Below are 18,803 nucleotides of genomic sequence, written 5' to 3' on the forward strand. Positions count from 1 at the left end.
GGTTGCGCTGCAAAGCTTCCCTCCGTCGTGGTCGAACGAGTAGCCCAGTCGTCACAGCGGCTGGATCGCGGCCGAGTGGTTGATGCATGGGCATCAACACGGGTCGTTTCAGCGTCCCACAGCGCAACTACCGACTCACCGGTCGCTGCCGCACGGCTACACCTGGACCGGTCCCCGCAACGAGACTCCGAACAGCTCGCACTCGACCCCCATGGAGCCAACCCTCATGAGATACCGCGCCTACTGCTCGACAGCCGTGGTCACCCCCAGCTGGAGACAGCAGCCTCGAAATGGTCGGTCAGCGCCGCCGTGCTGATATCGGTCACCTTCACCTGTGTTCCACGCAGCTCGCTATAGCCCGGGTAGGCGTCGAGCTGGGGCGAAACGACCACTTCCATGGTCGTCGGGTCAATCGCAATCAGCCCAGCGTCGAACAGCTTGTGGATGTCGGCCCGCAGCGGCAAGCCCTCTTCGGCCAGATGCGTTCCGTGGTCCGCGAACTTGCGCAGGTGCGCGGCTTCCAACGCCGTAGGATGGCAGCGGCCCGTGATCGCACACACCAACCCGTCCCGTTGAAGCACGGCATCCCGAAACTTGTCCTGCCCGTTTCGAACCCGCGACGCCACCATCCGGTGTCCACCCGCGATCGGCTTCGACACTTTGGTCAGCCCACCGGTTGGTTTCCCAGGTGCCAGGGTGGGGAGGAGGACCGCGGCCCGGTCGAGCAACTGATCGAGCAGATCTATGTCGAGCGGTCGGATCGAGCTTTGTCGATCGTTGTTCGACCTCGCTGTCATGAGGCGCTCTGTCGACACCGCGCCGTCGATGGCCTGCCAATGGTTGGCGATGTGCGCGGTGTACACGGTTCGTGTCTCGTCGCTCACGACCGGATCGTCGAACTTGTGGCCGCCCCGGTCGCAGCGGAACTTCGTCGGACTGCGCTTGAGCCGGCCGACCGATGCCCTGCCACACTCCGGGCATCGTTTGATCTGCACCGGCACGTCATGTTCGACCGCGATCGCATCTACGACCGAAACACCATGTACGAGTAAGCGATCGTGTACGACAACTGTGTCGCCCTCAGCAACGCGTAGGCAGTTGCCCACGGTGTTCGTGTAGACATACTGCACGCCTGGTATATCGGGGTACCCGTCGTTGCTGTGCCAGTCTCGATCCTCGCCCACCGACTTAAAAGCCCACGCTGGCATCGATGCCCCTCCTTCAGCTGAATATGTGCAGCCGAGACAACATCGACCACGGCGGCCAGCGTACGCAAGCGCGCCGACAACAACCCAGACCTGCGCAGCCGAACCATCGGGTCCGAAAGCGCTGGCGGCTCCGGGCTAACCACAGCTAGCCCCTGGATCGACGGCATTGTTTTGCCGTTCATTCAACGTCGCCCGGCCCAGCCGGACCTCACCGGGTGCTACGACCCGCGGATCAAGATGCCCATCACGTCTTCGGTTGCGTGCCCCTGGACGCCGATGCGGGCAGCTCGTGCCGAGCAGGGTGGCCCGCCTCCCCCGTAGCACCAGGATGATTGCTAACGCAATATTGCGTTAGCCTGAGAATTGACGACATAATACCAGGTCAGATGGCATACCGCGGATTTTGTCGCCAAACCATGCAAAGTTGCCCTTCCATTTGAACGGTTCGTCTGTAAGATACAACCGGATTGGTTGCGTTCCACAAACTTTCGACTAGATGTCGCGGTTCGCATGAATGCCTTCGGGGGGCATTCGCGAGGCTGACCGACTGTTCCAGGAACAGCCGATGTTGCGCCGCATGTCGAGGAAGTTCAGCAATCAGACCACTAGATCCACAGCTCGTTCGTTCTAAAACCGAAGATTTTTGGACGAAAGTTTGGGACATGCGAAAGCCCTTGATCTCCAGGTACTTCAGCGCAATGCCAACTGATCTGTTGTGCGCAGCAACGCAATCGACCGCACGTCGTTATCTAATCCGGTCAGGGTAGCCAAACCTTCCGGGAAGGACGTAGTACCCGGCGGTTTCCGCGAGCGAGGATTGCATTCCGGATAACCGCCGCTAGTTCGCTGCGAGCGAAACCGCGAGTAGCACACAGAAATTGGAATGCGAGGGATGTCGGTCGGCGTGTCTCTTCGTTTCCGGACTCTGTTCTGATCCAATATCTCTCGGCTCGCGAGCACGGTCCGTGAGGACGTGCTGGCGAGCCGTCCGATCGGATAGGGCGTTCGCCCGAATTCGGGCAGGGCGGCAACCGTTTTGCAGTGCTTCGAGTCTTTGACGGCGGCGCGCTGTACGCTGACCGTTTGTTCGATTCGAGCGTTCGCTCGAGCCGTCGAGTCTTCCTGCTGCACAGCCTCGTTCAGAGGGGAACAGGCCCTGTGCCCGACCGCCGACCTGGGTGGTCACCGCAGTAAGGAGGTTCGGTGGATCTCGATCCGTCCGAATCGGATGCAACCCGTCGCGAGCGCGTGAGCAGGACTGCGCGACTACGGCGGGTAAAGGCAGCCAAGCGATGGTGCGCGGCTGTCACGTCAGGACTCGACGCCATCGCGGTGGTCTTGTCCCTGACAAACAGCAACAGTCTGGTGGCAGGTGCCACCAGACTGTTGGCTCTGTCACTCCGCGCGATCATCGAATGGATCACGAGCTCGCGCAGATGACAACCTACTGAAGTGCTCGGGTTCGTCCAGGCTGGCACCCAGTGACGGATCCGAGCATTTCCTTTAGTAGGACATCCATACGGTAACGCCTCGTTTCCCGAGTGCCACCTTCCAAGCTTCACTCAGATGCGACCCAGTCCATCAAATGTGAAATCCATCACATCGAATTCGATATCCGACATTGGACTGTACTCGATCGGCGCGCGCGTGCATCAGGGGAAACGCATCACAACCCGGTGACATGCCGGTGTCCAAACCCCGTCCTCGCAGTGTTGCCAACAGGTAAACCCGCTGGTTAAGCATACCGGGACTTTCGTCTAGACGAAGTTCCCAAAGGGTCATACAAGGGGATTGCAATTTGATAACGGGGCTTGTGCAACACGGGCAAGACGGGAAAATGCGGCGATGTCCGACCGATCTGTCTGTGTTGTGAGTCACTCCGAACACGTTTCCTCTGGAGGGAAGCACCACGGAGGAGACAACACAAGAAGATCGCAGACCAAGGGCGGTGTCGCCCTCGCGGGCAAGCATCGATCCCCGCTAGCTTCCAGGTCACGCAAGCCTTCGGTTTCGCCGGAGCGTCCTGCGCGTTTGCGGCTGGCGCGCATACGGCACGCGGTGGAGCAGTAGCGCCCGGGCCGGCCGGTCGCGGCTCGGGTGAGGACCTTCGTGCATTTCGGTGCCGCGCATTGAGTTTCGTAACAGCCGCCTCCGGTCGCGGTGTCGTTGTTACGAAACTCCGGCAGTGGCAGCATGCCGGTGTCAGGGGTGTTGAGTGGGTGGTCGGACCATAGGATCTCGGTCCGTTCGTGGCGGGCTCCGCCTTGGGTGGTGAAGGCTGCCATCTCGTGGCGGTACCAGTGCGGGTAGAGCTCGTGGTCGTAGAGGTCGCTGGCATACCCGGACAGCACCACGGTGGCCTGGCAGGCGTGCAGCGCGGCCGCCAGCTCTCGATGGTGGGATTCTGCGCCCATTTCGTGGCGGTAGTTGCGGTCGCGGGTCGTGCCCAGATACGGCGGATCCACATACAGCAGCGCGGAACGATGACGGCCGTAGGTAGTGATCAGCTCGAGTGCTGGACGCGATTCCAGCGATACCGCGGCCAGACGTTCTGCCGCGGGCAGCATCCGCTCCAGGTATGCGGCTAGATATCCCGGCATGGATACTCCGGATCCGTTTGGGTCGACGTGGTGGCGCCAGCCGGTGCGGCGCAGGGTTCCGGTGCGGGACTGGGTGATCCGTACCCACACCCGGCGGGCCCGCTCCAGCTCGTCGAGGTCGGACAGGTCACCATGGGATGCCTCGTGCTCGGTACGCGAATGCGGAGTCAGTGCACATACCCGCGCCAGCTCGGTCGGGCGGTCGCGCAGGACTCGCCAGAACGTCATGAGGTCGCCGTCGATGTCGTTGACCGTTTCCATCCGTGCAGCCGGTTTGGCCAGCAGCACCGCTAGCGATCCCGCGAACGGTTCGACGTAATGCCCGTGCTCGGGCAGTATGCCCGCGATCTTCGACGAGATCGTCGTCTTGCCCCCGTAGTACGCCATCGGCGGTTTCATCAGGGCGAATCCTCCCTCAACAGATTTGACGCGTACGCGTCAATCAGGCCGCTGCGATCGCGAAGGGCTGCTGGCAGATACCGCACAGGATCGGCCCTGCGTCGATGGTGCGCTGTGCCGCGCGGACCCGCCGCACCGGATCGCAGCCACAGGTCAGCGCCCGACCATTGCGCGGTGCACGCTGATCGTCCTCGCCGTCTTCATCGCTGGTCTCGTCGTCGGAATCGCCAGCGACTCCGGCCGGGCCCGCCAGGGCGCCACCGCGTTCGGAGCGTCGGTAGGCGACCAGCACGCTGTGCAACGTGTCGATCTGCTGGCGGTACTGTTCGGCGATCTCGTCGGGGACGGTGGTCTCCGACCATCCGCGGCTGGCCTGCCGGACGACGGTGAGACCGAATTCATTGGCGATGCCACGGTATTTCGCATTTTGGTAGGCACCCCGGCGGCTGGTGTCCTGGACACCGCGAGCGCGGGCGACGCCGTGCGCGGCTTCGTGCAGCAGGGTGCCCAGGACATCGCAGGCACTGAGCGCGAACCCTTCACCGCCGACGAACAATTCCGGCATCCACTCCTGGCCGTGCAGCCAGCGATCCGGCCCGAAGTGACCGAGCCGCACGCCGCGCGGAGAGCCGATCGAACCGGCCGCCATCGCGACCACCACATCCGGTACGTCCGGATGCCGGTCCCGAATTGTCGCCCACGTTGATTCGATCGCGGTCACAACCGATCCGGCAAAAGTACTCATCTAAAGACCTCCCCGCCTTGATGATTGGGCATCAATTCTACCGCGAAAATCCTTGTAGCCCAATGATTTTGATGCATATACGTCAATCAGTTGGTGCATAGGAATCAAGTTGACTCGTAAGCATCAACCCCGCGTTTTCTTTGATGGTTAGGCATAAAACCGCCCGGAGGATGACTCTCCTTTCGTGGTCCCCATCTCGACGCACAATGTTCCTGCTGCCGCGCTCCACTTCCGTCATGCGCTGAAACTTGCGTGCTCGAAGCCGCCACTTGCGCACTTGAGTTGACCTGCCGCACTGAGCGCGACCTGGCGCGCGAACACGCCACCGGAGGTGGCGCTGCTCTAGACGTGATGTACGCACCTGACGCAACCCCGCACCCAACCCCTTTTGTGGTCCTCTCTTTTTGTGGTCTCTCTTCCTCTTTTGTCCTTGGTCTTTGGCTCTTTGTGTTTTGTGTTGTCTTCTGCCCTGCCCGTCCCCCACTCTCTATGAACAGCGAAGCCATAGAGAGTGGGGGACGGGCAGGGCAGAAGACGGCGCAAAACGCCCCAGGTAGAAGCGTTTTCGTGTTCGGATTGATCGGATTTTGATCCGACTCTGAATCCGGATCAGGTCCGCATCAGGATCGGATCAGGTCCGCATCAAGTCCGCATCAAAATCCGGTCCCAGAGATGCCAGTAGGCCCGCCTGGCGGTGCCTACTGTTCGGATGGCCGTCGGTTGTCAGGTGCCGGGGTTCATGGCGGATTTGATAGCGAAGCGGCATGCCCACACGCACGGTTCTGGCTACGCTTACTTGAAAGCGTTGCGAGGCAAGGGGGTTGCCGATATGCCTGTCGATGGGCCAGTGCCGTGGCCGCGGGTGGAACACACTGCCGCCAAACATGACATTTACGACCGGTACCTGCGTCGATGGTTCCCGATCATTCTCAGCGACAACTCATGGAACACGGCCACGTACGCCGAGGGATTCTCCGGCCCTGGCGTGTACGACCGCGGCGAGGACGGTTCACCGATCATCGCGGTCCGGGCCTTCGTCGAAAAGGTCTCCAACCCTTCGAAGAAGGCTCGCTTCCTGTTCATCGATGACGATCAACGTTGCGTCGCAATGCTCCCTGAACAGCTGAAGCGCGCGTTCCCCGATCGACCGCGACCAGAAGATCAGATGCCTGTATCAATCAAGAAGGGCAAGTGCGAAGAGCTTCTCGAGCAAGAACTCGACCGCGTCAGAGCATGGGAATCACCGATTCTCGCGGTTTTGGACTCTTGGGGCAACGCGCCGGTGCCGTTCCGATTCCTGCAGCGCATCGCCAACAACAGCGGCTCAGAGGTGATCGTCACCTTCAAACCGCAGCACTTCGTGCGGTTCGTCTCGGATCTTGGTGATGCTGCAGATGATGTATTCGGCGGCGACCGTACTTGGCGCCAAGCAGGCACGGTCGATAGCAGCGAGAAGCGTCAGTTCATCCTCACCTGCTACCGCACGGCACTCAAGACCGCGGGATTCAAGTACCTGCTCGACTTCGAACTGGTCGACCGTCGCGGCGACGCACTGTATCTGGTGTTCGGGACAAACCACCGACTCGGTGTGAAGAAGATGAAGGACAGCCTGTGGGAGGTGGACCGCACCTTCGGGATCGGCTTCCGAGATCCTCGCGACAGCCAACTCGAAGCACTCTTCGAGTTTGTCGATCCACAGCTTGGTTCGTTATCACGCCTGCTGCTCGACCAACTGAAAACGCGGGGGCCGACCCGTGTCGAGGCTCTACGCGACTTTGCCTTGTTCGACACCGTGTTCCGTCCCGAGCACGTCATCAAGGCATTGCGGCCGCTTGTCCACTCCGGCGCGGTTGAGGTGGACAGCGGGGGTCGCCAGATCCAGCTCAGGTCATTCGTTCGAGCCGCAACCAGCCAAGCCAAAGGTGCGTAGAACCATCTCAGCCAGCGCATTCATCCAGGTCAGGCAGGCCCAAGACGCAGCAAGACCCCTACCGATTCGGTAGGGGTCCAAGAGGTTTCAGCTCATGCGATCAATGCGGGCATACCGTCCCACAGTCGACCATCGAGCTCGCGTCCCATCGCTTTCGGGGTCCGACCACCCCACTGCTTGAAGAAGAACGGCACCGACATGTCTTGGCACACATCACGAATGCCACGGACCCAGGTCGGATCCATCGGCCGATGGCCCACCCCGGATTCCCCGCCCGCGATAACCCACCCGATGCCGTCGAGCTTCAATCCGTCCAGCGGCCCCAGAAGCGGCTCACACGACAGGAATCGCACCGCTGCGGGGACTTCGCGCAGGTGGTCGACGCGGTCGAGGTAGTCGGTGTTCTCGACCGACACTCCCATCCACACATTGGCCGGCCAGTCCAAACCATCGGCGAGGCGCTTCAAGCGCAGTGAGCGTTTCGTCAACACCTGGTAGGTGTGCTGCGGGGTTTCGCGCATCACGTCGAACACGTCGCGGATGAATCCGACCGGCACCTTGGCGTGGAACAGGTCCGACATCGAATTGACGAATACCACGCGCGGCGCGCGCCACCGTCGCGGTACATCCAACGCCTGCGGGTGGATGGTCACGCCGAACCCCGGCCCGGACGTGCGCACATCACCGTCACGCTGGTACTTGTCGGCACCCATCGCTTTCAGGCGTTTCGCCAGCACCATCGCATAGCAGTGGTCACACCCGGCCGAAACTCGGTCGCAGCCCGTCACCGGGTTCCACGTCGCCTCAGTCCATTCGATGCCCGACTTGTCCGACATGACACCTCCTCCCGAATCTTGTCGACACTACGTCCACACCGCGTATTCGTAGTCCCACACGCTGCATCGTGTGACTCCTTTCTCAAACGTCATCGCCAGCCACACCGGATTTGGTGTGGTGCTGCGCCGCGGCCAGAGTCCGGGTCACCGAGGAGGCGCTAAGTTCGACGTGCTCGGCGATACGCGCATGCGACCAACCCTCCTCATGCTTCAGCCGCAGAATCGCGGCGACCGTGCCCGGATCGCGCCGCCCGGATGGGTCGGTGCTGCACACCATCTCGGCCACCGTCGCCCATCGGTCGGTGCGTGGCTGCTGATCGGTGTCGCTAGTGCGCACGGGTGCTTCGATCTCGACTTGCTGCGCACCATTCAGCTGCTGTGCGCCTTGGTGGGCGGTCACTTCGCTGGTAGTCGATCGAGTCTCGGTGTGGACTTCACGTACCGAGACGGTGCGTACCGCTTCGGGCTTACGCACCGGCTCGGCATCGGCGCGCACGGCTGGTGCGTGGTGGTGCTCACCGATAATCATGTGCGCCAACGCCGCACCCATGCCGAGGACCACAACAGGAAGGCAAGCCACCAGCACGGTGACCGGCCACGGCGCCACGGTCACACCGGCGGCTTGCATGAGGTGGTAGGCGACCTGCCCAACGGCACCCAGCGCGAGGCTGCCGAACGCCGAATACTTCGCGTAGCTGCGGGTTCGGTTCGAACGGATCCGCCCGGACAGCCATACCGACAGCGCGTAGGAGGCATAGGCTTCCATCCCGATCGGCAGGGTGATCGCAGTGTTGATCTCGAAATCATCGGCGATACCGGGTAGCGGGTGCACCGGACCGAAACCGGTCAGCTCACCAAGACCGACCCAGCCGGACCAGATCGCGACGAACGCGGGCAGCGCCAGCAGCAGCACCGGCCACGCCCGCACCGGCCGTCTCGATGCCTGCGCACCGGGTTGTGCATCGTATGGTGCGTGGTAGTGCGCAGCGTCGTTGCTGCGCACCGCGTTTGCACCGGAGTCGTGTCCGGTCACGGTTCACGCACCGCTCTGCCCGGTGGTGTGGTTGTAGACGGCGGTGAACAACCGGGCCTTCGGGTAGTCGGGGTCGGGTCCGGTGTAGGTGACCGACAGCAACGCACCGATCGCGAAGTCCTCCGTGCCTGCGTTCTCCAACGCCAGACCGATGGCTTGTTCCATGCGCCAGGACACATACAGATTCCGCGGCCCGCTACTGGTGTCGAGGGTGATCACCAACTGCATGACGGGCTTGCCGTTGTCGTCGAGTTCGACCTCGTCGGGAGCACCGCCGTATTTGAGCTTGGGCTCCTCCACGATCGCGGCGATACGCCCGTACACGGTCGTGCCCGGGTTGCTGGTCTTGCTGAACGCGCTACTCGGGCGCGCGGCGCGACGGAAACGCTGTCCAAAAGTGCTGGTCATGATGCTGTGTCCTTCCAAGATGTGTTTCAGTGATGTGTTCAGCGGCTGCGGCGGCGGTCGCTACGCCGCAGCGGCTCTTCCGGGTCGCAGCTCCAGGTCTGGTAGTCGCGCAGGTCGGCACCCTCGGCGCTAAGCCAGTCCAGAAGCTCGTAGTCGGCCTGGAATTCGATGTCACGTCCCAGGTGCTCGCGATGCTGGGTCAGATGGTGGTAGTAGGCGGCCTCGGCGGTGACCACGCGGTCAGAGAGGTCGGGCAACGGCACGTCTTCGGGCCAGTCGGGGTAGACCATGTCAGGGTTGTTCGCCGCAGCGGTGGCGTTGAACACCTCACGTCCGAGTTGCTGGCCGCGATCGCGGATTTCGCGGGGTTCGGGGTTCGGGTGGTTCATCGGGTTTCTCCTTACGTTCTGCTCTGGTCAGCGGCTTCGGGTTCGGCTCACCGGCCGAAACCGCGGCCGCTGCTGTTGTTTGGGTTGATCGAGATACCGGACCGGTTCGAGGTCTTCGAGCATGTGACCAGCGGCGAAGTGGTCCGACAGGTCCTTGCCATCGCGGGCCTGCATGACCCGGACCTCACCGACCTGACCGTGTAGGGTTTCGGCGACTTTGGCGGCGTGTCGGTAGCCGGGGCGGTCGCGGTCGGCGACCACGATCACCCGGCCTGCCCCGCGCAGCCATTTGGCGTGTTCGGGGGTCCAGGATCCGGCGCCCATTGCGTTGCAGGTCGCGATCAGCCCGGCCCGGTTCGCGGCTTGGACGTCCTTCTCGCCCTCGCACACATAGATCTCGCGGCCGGTGTCGAGGGCTTCCCGGATGTCGGCGAGTTTCCATGGGATCGGGGCAAAACCGCCTTTCTCCCAACGAGTTCCGGTCCATCTGGCTTGCCAGAACGATTTGGCGTATCCGTGTTCGTGCGGGGTCCGCATCCGGAACACCGCGCCCTCGATCTGATCGGTGTGCCACCGGTAGACGTAGGTATCGACGTTCTCGCCTGGCCCGGTCTGTGCCCCGATATCGGGTTTGTTCAGGATCGGGAACGAGGCCGCGGCGATCGCCCGTTCCACCGGGGTCAACGGCCGCCGCTCGCTCACCCCGAAGCGCTGGCCGTGGACACCGCTGCTGGTGCGGCGGTTCGGGTCACGTTCGGGCAACCGGTCCCACAGGTCCCGCACCCGTAACCCGATCCGGTCCAAGACCTCTTCGTCGTTGCACTTTGCCCAACACCGCACCATCGTCTTGCCTTGGCGGGGGTCGTACCGCACGCCCAGTGACGGGTTGTGCTGCTGCCCGTCGCTCTCGTGTACCGGGCACAGGTAGTTGGTCCACTGCTCGGGGCCGCGTGGATACGGGGCCGGACCCATCCTGCGGGTCAACGCCTCGGTGACGACCTCGTAGGAATGCCCGTGCGGCTGTTGCGATTGCATCCTCACCGTCCCCGATCGATGCCGGGACGAGTGGAGTCCGCGAGGACCCGGCCCTGTTCGATGCTGCGGCGCTGCACCGGATCCAACTTCGTGCCCGCGCTCCGCAGGGATTCGACCAAGCTCCGCCGCATCGCGGTGGGGTCGCATTCCCATTGCGAGCGAGCGTGTTTGAGGAATCCCCACTGCTCGCGGTGCGGGCCGTAGTGCCAGCCCTGATCGATCGCGGCGCCGTCGGTGTAGAGGCGGTGGATATCGGCCTGAGTCGCCTCGGGCCGGTATGCCATGCGGGTGAGGCGATCGAGTTCGGTGAACGCCGCGCGCATCGCTTCCTCGTGCTCGATGTGCATAATGTTCACCTGCCTCGCTGGCTCCGGGGGCGTGGCCGGTCGTTGCCGGTCAGCTCACGGGCCTGCTGTTGGCTGCGGCGCTGGATATCGGTGAGCCCGTATCCGGCGTTGTGGTCGACGTTTTCCATGAACCGGGACATGGTCGCGGGCGAGCGTTCCCAGTCGTGCTGAGCGTCGGACAGGTAGTCCCAGTGCTCGGTGTGCGGGCCGTCTTGCCACCGTTTCTCGATCTCGATTCGGTCCGAGTCGAGCCGTTCGATATCGGTTTCGGTGATCCCGTCGCGGAACATATCCCGGCCCAGCTGGTAGTGCTGCTGGTAGTCGGCGCGCATCGCTTCCTCGTGTTCGCGTTCCATCTCAGCGGCTCCGCTCGATACCATCGCGGCCGTGACCGTTGCGTCCGGGCTGCGGCCATGACTGGGTGTCGGGACCTGGCCGCTCATGGCCGGTGTCGGTGAGGTCGTGCAGGTAGCTGGCACGCTTGCCCACCGGTCCCTGACTGCCGGTGTCCTCGCCCGGCCGTTGCTGCTGGGGATGGTTTTCGTCGGCGTCGATCACCACGTGGTGCTGTTCCTCACTGCGCCGTGGGGCTTGCTCACCCCGATTGGCTTCGCGCCCGTTTCGCTGGGTCCACAGGGTCTGGGCGAGTTTCTGCACGGCTTCGTCGCGTTCGCGCTTGTAGCGGTCGCGTTCGGCGGCAACGTGATCGACCTTGGGGCGGTCGCGCAGTTCACCGATCTCGTTGGCCAGGCGGACGTTTCGGTGCTTCAACTCCTCGATGCGGCCCTCGGCGGCGTCGAGTTTGCGTTTCATCTCGTCGCGGTCGGCGGTGACCGCGTCCAACCCGCGCTGCAACATCCCGACCCGGCTCTCCAGCCGGTCCCGGTCATCGGAGATGTCCCTCAACCGGCGTTCGATCTGTGCGAACCGCTCCGGATCCTCCGACTTGGCTGCCTGCAGCTCGGCGGGATGGGTTTTCGGCTGCTCGGTGGCCTGTCCGCGCTGGGGACGCAGGTGCTGTTCACGCAGGGCGCGGACTTCGTCGGTGACCATCCCGAGCGGCCCGTCGACGATCTCGGCGTCGTGTGCTCGGCCCTGTTCGCGGATGGTGAGCGAGAAGTCTTCCCCGGCGCGGCTGCTGGTGTCGCGGTAGGTGTCGAGCTGATGCAACGTCCAGTCGTATGCCTGCTCACGCGTTTCGAACGTGCGCGACTGCGTACGGTCCTGCGGTGGGACCTTGGCGTACTCGACGTCGTCGAGGTGCAGTACATCGGAGGGACCGACGTTGACCACGAATGGTTTGCCCGGCTGCTGGGGTGGACGCTCGGTGGCCGGATGCAACTGTTCGGCGTGCGCGTCGGCGACGGTGCGCTGGTGATCAGCGACGGTGTCGGCATCGGCGAAGAATCCCGCGCTTGGGTTCTGCCGGTACCCACCAAAGGGGTCACGGATGATGCCGAGGGGCTGTTCGAGTTGTTCGGCCACCGTTTCCGGGTCGCCGTGGCGGTGATATACCGGGCGTCCGGCCGGATCGCGCACGGTGGCGTCCACGGTTTGCCCGTCGACCCACATCGTGTGGTCGATATCGCGGTGCATCCACTCCAAACCCTCACGCGCGGTGTCGAACCCGCGCGTTTCGGTGATCGGGTCCTGCCCGGTCCCACTCATCCACGCCAGCGTCGCCTGATAGGGCGCGGCCTGCCGCTGCTGCTCACGCTGCGGCGCGGCTTGTTCCCGGATGGTGCGGGCGACCTGGGCGCGGTACCGCAACGCGTCCACACCACGCACTTTGTGCGCCTTGGCGAACAACCGGCCCGGCTCGAACCGCGGGAAGATCGTGGCCGCGTCCACACCGTCGAGGGCGATGCCCTGTTCGACCCGTGTCAGGCTGGTGTTGCCGATGATGCGGACCTGCAGATCATTCGCGTGCCGCGACAACGCCTGTGCGTCGCGGTAGCGGCGCTGGTGGTCGACACTCGGGTCGGAGGCACGGTCGGCCACGGCCAGTGAGTGCGTGCGGTAGCGGTCGATCATCTGCTGGGTCCACACCAGCTGGTTCTTACGATCGGCCTGCTCGGCACGGCGCTGCTCGCGTAACGCCAGGCTGATCTGCTTGCGCACCCGGCGACGCTCCAGCCAGTTCCCGGCCTGAGCGTGCAAACGCAGCATTTCCTTCATCGCGTACCCGAACTTGCGGGCCTCGGCGATCAACTCATCTTCGGGGCTGCGGTCGGTCATGTTGTTGTATTCCTTTCAGCGGTAGCGGTTTTCGCGGTTCATCGGGTCCGCTCGACGCGGTTGCGTCGGCGGTCGAGTTCTTCGGCGGCGGCGTCGGTGAGCTTGAGCCGGGTCGCGTACCGGCCACGTGCCCGCGCTATCCAGACCCCGGCGGCGTCGAGCTGGTCATCCGACATGGCCAGCGCGGTTTCGACGCGCAAAGTCGCCTCGACCGGGTCGAGTGGGTCACCGAGGGTGTCGACTGCCAGGGAATCCGGGTGCCGCCGCAGGGTGGCGTACTCGCGGCGGATATCGACGAGCTCGCGCCGCAGCTGGATCAGCCGGTCATCGACCTCATTCAGTCGCTCGTACAGATCCACCGGTGCGGTGTGGATCGGCTCGTCGGGGGTTCGGTTGGTGCTCAAGGGATTTCCTTCCTTGTGGTGGGTTACGGAGCGGTGGTCGGCGCCGTGCGTGTGGTTTCGTGCCGGGTGCGGGCGGTGTCGATCCGGTCGATCAGCCCGCGCACGATCGCGGCGATCGTGGTGACGACGACGGCGAATGCCGCGCTGACGCCGCTGGTGACGGTGGCGAGGGTCTGTGGGATCGAAGGACGCAAGGCCGCGTTCCACCACAGGTAGGCCAGCCAGCCCGTGCCGTAGGCGGCCAGTGGTCCGGCCACCAGCCATGGCTGCCCCCACGCCGCGAACGCGGTCGCAGCGACCACAAGAGCGGAGGCTCCCGCAGCGCCGCGAGCTACCCGCCGTCGTGCTGCCCGCCCGGCCGCGATGGCTGTCCCTGGGTCGGCGGGTGTGTCCCAACCGTTCGCGTCGTCGCGGTCTGTGGCGTCGTTCTTCACCAGGCGCAGCACCGGGCGGTCGGTGGATTCGGGTTCGCTGCTGCGGGCTCGTGTGGGCGGGTTGTCGACGGCGGCAACTGCGGCTGCGAGGAACTCGGCGACCTCCTCGGCCAGCTTCTCGCCCTGGCGTTTCGGGTCGGTGGGTTCGCGGCCCTCGTCGGGGTCTTCCCCGTTGTGGTCATGGTTGTTGTTGCGGATACGCATGATGTGTTGCCTTTCAATCGATTTCGGGATATCGGGGTGGTCAGGCGACGGCGGCGGCACCTGATGAGGGGTTCGGCTTGCCTGCGGCGTTGTCGGCGGCGGCTTGCGCGGCCGGTGTGCCCGGCATCGGGGCGAGTTCGTTCCGCTCGACCCGCACGATGCGGCCCCACTGGGCTCGACGACCGCGGGCGTAGACGAATTCGCCGGTGTCGAGCTGACGCAACAGATCCGGGTCGACCAGCCACATCTCACCGACCGACACCTGGCCTTCGTCGCCGTGGCGTTGACCCTTGATCAGATGACGGCTCGGCAGCATCCCGCGCACGGAACCGAGGTGTTTGCACAGTTCTCCGGCGTTCTCGTTGTAGCCGAGCAGCAATCCACCCGCGCAGGCTTTCAGCAGCCGGTTCAAGCCCCATACGTCCGCGGCGAGACCTTCTTGGGATTGGGCAGCGAACAGCAGTGCGACGTTCTGGGAGCGGCCCCGCTCGCACACGTCGATCACACCGATCGATCCCTTGGCCGTGGTCAGCGCCGAGATTTCGTCGATGATCGCGGTCACGCTGCGGCGCTGGTCTTTCGCGGTGCGCCCGGCGCGTTGCATCACCATGCGCAGGATCGCGGCGACCTGAGCGCGGGCGGCGTCTTTGTCCAGGCCCGGCACGGTCACATACAGCACGTCGATGTCGTCGAGGCTCTTGCCGCCGTCGAATACGAACTGCCCGTCGTGGTCCTGCAGCAGGTCGAACAGGTTCGATGCCTTGATCAGCATGTCGTCGAGCTGGGGGACCTTCTCCGCCTGCAACGCCTCGACCATGCGCTGCACATCGGGGGCGTTGTTCCAGATATCGAGCAGCTTCTGCTCGGAGATCCGCTCCAGGAACTCCGCCGACGAACGCGGCGGCCCGACCGGAGCGTCGACCACGAGAGAGACGATGCGGCGGCGCATTTCGTCGAAATGCTGGCCCTCGCTGGTGGTGGCTTCGCCCGCGTTGAGCATGTCGCCGATCACGCCGCGCATGTCTCGGGCGGGCATGTCCCACACGTCGAGCCGGTCCACCCCGGGCATCACCATCGCGATCCGTGCCGGGTCGATCCCCATCCGCACCGCGTAGTCACGGATCTCGATACCCAAATCGCGGTCGTCTTCGCCGCCCTTGCACGAAATCACCGCCAGCAGCGGACGCGGGTGACGGCGCCGCATCGCGGGCACGTCCTTCCACTGCACAAACGCCCGCCACTCGTAGTCGAGCATCCCGACGAAATAGCGTTTGATCAGCTCGGTCTTCCCGGAACCGGTCGTACCGACCGCCGCGCAGTGGCGTTTGGCCTGCTTGTGCGGGATCACCATCCACGACTGATGCCGCGTGGTGAGTTCCTGCCACAACCCGGCCGGTTTCGCGGTCGTGCGATCCGCCAACGGGCCGAGCACGATGCCGTCGCCGACGCTGTAGGGGGCACCGAGTTTCGCGGCGTGGGCGGCGCGGGCGAAGCGGCGGGCGACCATCGCATCCTTGACCCGCTCAGTACGACCGAGGGACTTCAACCCGACAGTGTTGGTCTTGTGCACGAACTTCGCCCACACATACGTCGCGGTCACCGCCGCGAACGGCACCCCCAGCGCCAGCATCATCCGCAGCCCGGACCAATCACCATCGGCGAGCTGGGACGCACCCGACCACAACAAGGCAGCTGGTGTTGTCCACGAACCACCCGCCAGCGCCGAAGACGCTGGCAGCAGCAAGGATCCGATCGCGAAGTTGCGCAACCGGTGCGGCGCCAACGGCCAGCGCGCCGCCACGGCCACGATCATCACCAGCATCGCGACTACCACCACCCCGCACACCGTCGCGGTGCCCGCGAAATGCGTGAGGGTGGTCAGGTCGGGCAAGTCGATACCGTCGAGCTGCTTGATCGGCGGCTTGACCGGATGCACCTCAATCGACGGTGGCGGATCCTGCACGATCGTCGACGACGCAGCCGGTGGTATGGCCGTGGTCGCCCCGAGCGGGTCGCAGTCGGTGGGAGTCAGGATCGGCTGGCAGTTCTGGTTGGTCATGATGCTTCCTTGGAGATGTGAAGTCCGTTGCGGGCGCGGCGTTTCGCGGCGCGGGCCTGGTTGCGGGCGGCCAAGAACTTGGTCCATTCGTCGTCGAAATCGCCGGTGGCGAACAGCAGCGACAGGTCCGCCAGTTCGCGTGGGAGCCGGTCGTAGGCGGCGTTGACCACGTCCTGCACTCGTGCCGAGCGGCACAGATACAGCAGCCCGACCACCGATTCCTCGACGCTGTCGCGCGCGGCCCGCAACGCGCCGGCCAGGGCGGCGTCCATCTGGGCGCGGTCTTTCTTCTCGGTCAGCTCGACTTCCAGCGCCCACCAGCCGTGTTTGCCGTCGACCTCACCGAGGAACCGGCCGTCGTGAACGTGCGGGCGGTCCCGCTTCGGGGCACGGCCAGTGCTGAACATCAGTTGCCCGGAACGGGTTTCGCTGGCTGCGATCTCGGCGCGGCGGCGCAGGATCCGTTCCGACACCCACAGCTGCGGGTCCGAGCCGACGAGCATGATCCGGGCTTGGGCGACCGCACGGTAGTGGTTGGCATACATCAGCGGCGGCTTCCAGTCCTTGGGCCGCCAACTCAGGTAACGGGCCGCGGTATCCGGCTTCGGGTACACCCACGCCCGCCCTGGCTGCACCTCCACCAGCGGATGCACCAACCCGCGCTCGATCAGGATGGCGGCGAGGTCGTAGGCGCTGCTCAGGCTGGTGTTCAAAAACCACGCCAGCACATCGACCTGCATCCCGTGCATGTCGGTCAGCGCGGCCAGCGCCGCGTCCTGGCGGGCGGTGACCGTCTTGCGGTGCGGCACCGACAAAACCCGGCCTAACGATCCGTACGGGACACCGATCTCTTCGGCGACCTCCCGCTTGGTCAACCCCTGACCACGCAACGCCGCCGCCTCACCCAGGCACCGCTCAACTTGACGCAGCGAAATGCCAAGCAACTGCGCGATCTCGCGATAGGTCAAAGGCTTTGGCAGATCACGCAAACCGCCGACGATCTGCGTGCGGTGGCGACGCTCCAACGACGCATACCGAGACTTCTTCGCGTTGTGGTTCATCGTGTTCGCTCCCTTCCCTGCCCCCGAGTTGATTGGCGACGGGCCGCGATATCGGCGCGGGCCTGCTCGATCACCTCCCGCATGTCGGCGGCGTCGATGCCGCGCCGCTCACACGCCCGCACCGACCGCTCCATCCGCGCCAGCTCAAGGGCCTCCAACTGCGCAGCAGTCGGAACCCGTTTCGGCACAGCGGTTTCCGCGTCGTACAGGTACGCCTTCAACGGACCCCGAAGGCCGCCACGCGACCGCAACACCTGCCCCTCGTAGTCGGCGCCCGGTCGCTGCCCGTCGCGCGCCAACTGGCGACGGGTCCGCAGATGCTGCGGCGCGAAACCCCACGGCCACGTCGGAATCCCGTGCCGTTCACCGTCTGGATCGTGAAACCGGCTCATCGCGACCGCTCGATCCGCCGCGAACCTGTTCGAGTCCGCTGCTGCGCGATATCCCGTTCCAACGCCGCCCGCCAGCTGCGCCGTGCCTCGCTGGTCTCGCGCTTAACCGAGTCACGAACCCCTTTGAGGTAATCGAGCTTGGCGCACTCACCCGTCGTCTGAGCGAAGTCGTCGCGCTCCATCGACGCCCACGCGGCCTCCGACATGTCGAACAACACCTCATCAGCGGTCGACAGCTGCTCGAACCGTGCCCGCGCATCGTCCAGATCACTCACGGCCGCGCACCTCCCCTGCGGGGACGCAGCTGCCCGGCTTCTCCGGTGACACGCCGGAATTCACCGAACGGCAGATGTTCGGCGACGGCGGATAGTGATGTCCGGTGTCCTTCAACGACGCACACGCACCGACCGCGACCAGCAGCAACACACCAACCGCCACCAACCGCAGCACCGGAGGCAACAACCCCAACGGCGCGTAAACCGCACCGACACCGATGAATTCAGGCCCGGCCATCGAATGCAACGCCGTATGCCCACGGCCACGGTCGACATGGGTGACCGTGTACCCCTGCGACACCCGCCCCGGCTGCCACGGCGCGCTCACCGCGACCGCCCCCGATCAACCTGCGGACGGTCCGCCTGCTCACATTCTGGCTGCGGGTACTCGCGAATCTTCGCCGCCAGCTCACGCGCAGGCCGCAAGTGATACTTCAGCGTCCTGGCCATGTCCCGAGCCGCATCACCGAGCCAAGCGGCGGTGTACTTGACGTTGACGCTGCCGTACTCCTCGCAGGACCAGGGCTTGCCGTCTGGACCCGGCTTGTTGAACAAGTCGGCGTACGGCTCCAACGCCCTGTACCGGGCCCGCAACGCAATCGTCCGCAGCTGCAACAACTCCTGCTCACGGATGACCGCGTCCAACTCGTCCAACAACTCAAGCGGATGGAACGACTCGTTCACACTCATCGCCGCACCCCCCACCGACGCGACAACCGCCAGAACGCGACCCCACCCAGCAGCATCACCGTGAAACCGACAACCGCGGGATGCGTCAAAACGAGATAGCCGATCGACACGGCCGC

20 protein-coding genes are annotated in these 18,803 nt (G+C 64.5%); 1 reads left to right on the forward strand and 19 read right to left on the reverse strand.

The window, feature by feature from the left end; translation table 11 throughout:
• Nucleotides 1-260 precede the first annotated feature (260 nt).
• The 3 genes from ACIBG0_RS15520 to ACIBG0_RS15530 all read right to left on the reverse strand — a co-directional run bounded on the left by ACIBG0_RS15520 (nt 261) and on the right by ACIBG0_RS15530 (nt 4,952).
• The gene (locus ACIBG0_RS15520; RefSeq protein ID WP_397032928.1) at nt 261-1,001 is read right to left on the reverse strand and encodes an HNH endonuclease; all 741 of its coding nucleotides are present in this window, start codon (nt 999-1,001) and stop codon (nt 261-263) included.
• Between the two features lie 2,081 nt (nt 1,002-3,082).
• Nucleotides 3,083-4,207: a DNA adenine methylase gene (locus ACIBG0_RS15525; protein ID WP_397032929.1), complete on the reverse strand. Its 1,125-nt coding sequence runs from the start codon at nt 4,205-4,207 to the stop codon at nt 3,083-3,085.
• 43 nt (nt 4,208-4,250) lie between these two features.
• Nucleotides 4,251-4,952, reverse strand: coding sequence for a hypothetical protein (locus ACIBG0_RS15530; protein ID WP_397032930.1), 702 nt, complete (start codon nt 4,950-4,952; stop codon nt 4,251-4,253).
• Between the two features lie 739 nt (nt 4,953-5,691).
• Here ACIBG0_RS15530 and tcmP point away from each other — a divergent pair.
• Entirely contained in the window at nt 5,692-6,882 is a 1,191-nt protein-coding gene (gene tcmP, locus ACIBG0_RS15535) for a three-Cys-motif partner protein TcmP (RefSeq protein WP_397032931.1), read from the forward strand.
• Nucleotides 6,883-6,974: 92 nt separating this feature from the next.
• Here the strand turns inward: tcmP and ACIBG0_RS15540 are convergent, their stop codons facing one another.
• The 16 genes from ACIBG0_RS15540 to ACIBG0_RS15615 all read right to left on the reverse strand — a co-directional run bounded on the left by ACIBG0_RS15540 (nt 6,975) and on the right by ACIBG0_RS15615 (nt 18,687).
• Nucleotides 6,975-7,718, reverse strand: coding sequence for a DUF5131 family protein (locus ACIBG0_RS15540; protein ID WP_397032933.1), 744 nt, complete (start codon nt 7,716-7,718; stop codon nt 6,975-6,977).
• Nucleotides 7,719-7,800: 82 nt separating this feature from the next.
• Entirely contained in the window at nt 7,801-8,751 is a 951-nt protein-coding gene (locus ACIBG0_RS15545; RefSeq protein WP_397032935.1) for a hypothetical protein, read from the reverse strand.
• A 3-nt stretch (nt 8,752-8,754) separates the two neighbouring features.
• Complete coding sequence (locus ACIBG0_RS15550) at nt 8,755-9,159, reverse strand: hypothetical protein (protein WP_397032937.1); 405 nt, start codon at nt 9,157-9,159, stop codon at nt 8,755-8,757.
• A 38-nt stretch (nt 9,160-9,197) separates the two neighbouring features.
• Nucleotides 9,198-9,548 (reverse strand): hypothetical protein, encoded by a 351-nt coding sequence (locus ACIBG0_RS15555; protein WP_397032939.1) that lies wholly within the window; start codon nt 9,546-9,548, stop codon nt 9,198-9,200.
• A 27-nt stretch (nt 9,549-9,575) separates the two neighbouring features.
• Complete coding sequence (locus ACIBG0_RS15560; RefSeq protein WP_397032941.1) at nt 9,576-10,583, reverse strand: toprim domain-containing protein; 1,008 nt, start codon at nt 10,581-10,583, stop codon at nt 9,576-9,578.
• 2 nt (nt 10,584-10,585) lie between these two features.
• Nucleotides 10,586-10,930: a hypothetical protein gene (locus ACIBG0_RS15565; protein WP_397032943.1), complete on the reverse strand. Its 345-nt coding sequence runs from the start codon at nt 10,928-10,930 to the stop codon at nt 10,586-10,588.
• 5 nt (nt 10,931-10,935) lie between these two features.
• Nucleotides 10,936-11,286: a hypothetical protein gene (locus ACIBG0_RS15570; RefSeq protein WP_397032944.1), complete on the reverse strand. Its 351-nt coding sequence runs from the start codon at nt 11,284-11,286 to the stop codon at nt 10,936-10,938.
• 1 nt (nt 11,287) lies between these two features.
• On the reverse strand, nt 11,288-13,168 hold the full coding sequence (locus ACIBG0_RS15575; protein ID WP_397032945.1) for a hypothetical protein: 1,881 nt from the start codon (nt 13,166-13,168) through the stop codon (nt 11,288-11,290).
• 38 nt (nt 13,169-13,206) lie between these two features.
• Nucleotides 13,207-13,572, reverse strand: a complete 366-nt coding sequence (locus ACIBG0_RS15580) for a hypothetical protein (protein WP_397032947.1) — start codon at nt 13,570-13,572, stop codon at nt 13,207-13,209.
• 23 nt (nt 13,573-13,595) lie between these two features.
• The gene (locus tag ACIBG0_RS15585; protein WP_397032949.1) at nt 13,596-14,210 is read right to left on the reverse strand and encodes a hypothetical protein; all 615 of its coding nucleotides are present in this window, start codon (nt 14,208-14,210) and stop codon (nt 13,596-13,598) included.
• Between the two features lie 40 nt (nt 14,211-14,250).
• Nucleotides 14,251-16,269 (reverse strand): hypothetical protein, encoded by a 2,019-nt coding sequence (locus ACIBG0_RS15590; protein ID WP_397032951.1) that lies wholly within the window; start codon nt 16,267-16,269, stop codon nt 14,251-14,253.
• Complete coding sequence (locus tag ACIBG0_RS15595) at nt 16,266-17,330, reverse strand: hypothetical protein (RefSeq protein ID WP_397032953.1); 1,065 nt, start codon at nt 17,328-17,330, stop codon at nt 16,266-16,268. Before ACIBG0_RS15595 ends, ACIBG0_RS15590 begins: the two co-directional genes overlap by 4 nt.
• Nucleotides 17,327-17,722, reverse strand: a complete 396-nt coding sequence (locus ACIBG0_RS15600; protein ID WP_397032955.1) for an RRQRL motif-containing zinc-binding protein — start codon at nt 17,720-17,722, stop codon at nt 17,327-17,329. The genes ACIBG0_RS15595 and ACIBG0_RS15600 overlap by 4 nt, the downstream gene beginning before the upstream one ends.
• Nucleotides 17,719-17,997, reverse strand: coding sequence for a hypothetical protein (locus tag ACIBG0_RS15605; protein WP_397032957.1), 279 nt, complete (start codon nt 17,995-17,997; stop codon nt 17,719-17,721). Before ACIBG0_RS15605 ends, ACIBG0_RS15600 begins: the two co-directional genes overlap by 4 nt.
• Nucleotides 17,990-18,325: a hypothetical protein gene (locus ACIBG0_RS15610; protein ID WP_397032958.1), complete on the reverse strand. Its 336-nt coding sequence runs from the start codon at nt 18,323-18,325 to the stop codon at nt 17,990-17,992. The genes ACIBG0_RS15605 and ACIBG0_RS15610 overlap by 8 nt, the downstream gene beginning before the upstream one ends.
• Nucleotides 18,322-18,687: a hypothetical protein gene (locus tag ACIBG0_RS15615; RefSeq protein WP_397032959.1), complete on the reverse strand. Its 366-nt coding sequence runs from the start codon at nt 18,685-18,687 to the stop codon at nt 18,322-18,324. Before ACIBG0_RS15615 ends, ACIBG0_RS15610 begins: the two co-directional genes overlap by 4 nt.
• Nucleotides 18,688-18,803: the final 116 nt, after the last annotated feature.

Source organism: Nocardia sp. NPDC050630 (genome assembly GCF_044457245.1).
Lineage (GTDB): Bacteria > Actinomycetota > Actinomycetes > Mycobacteriales > Mycobacteriaceae > Nocardia.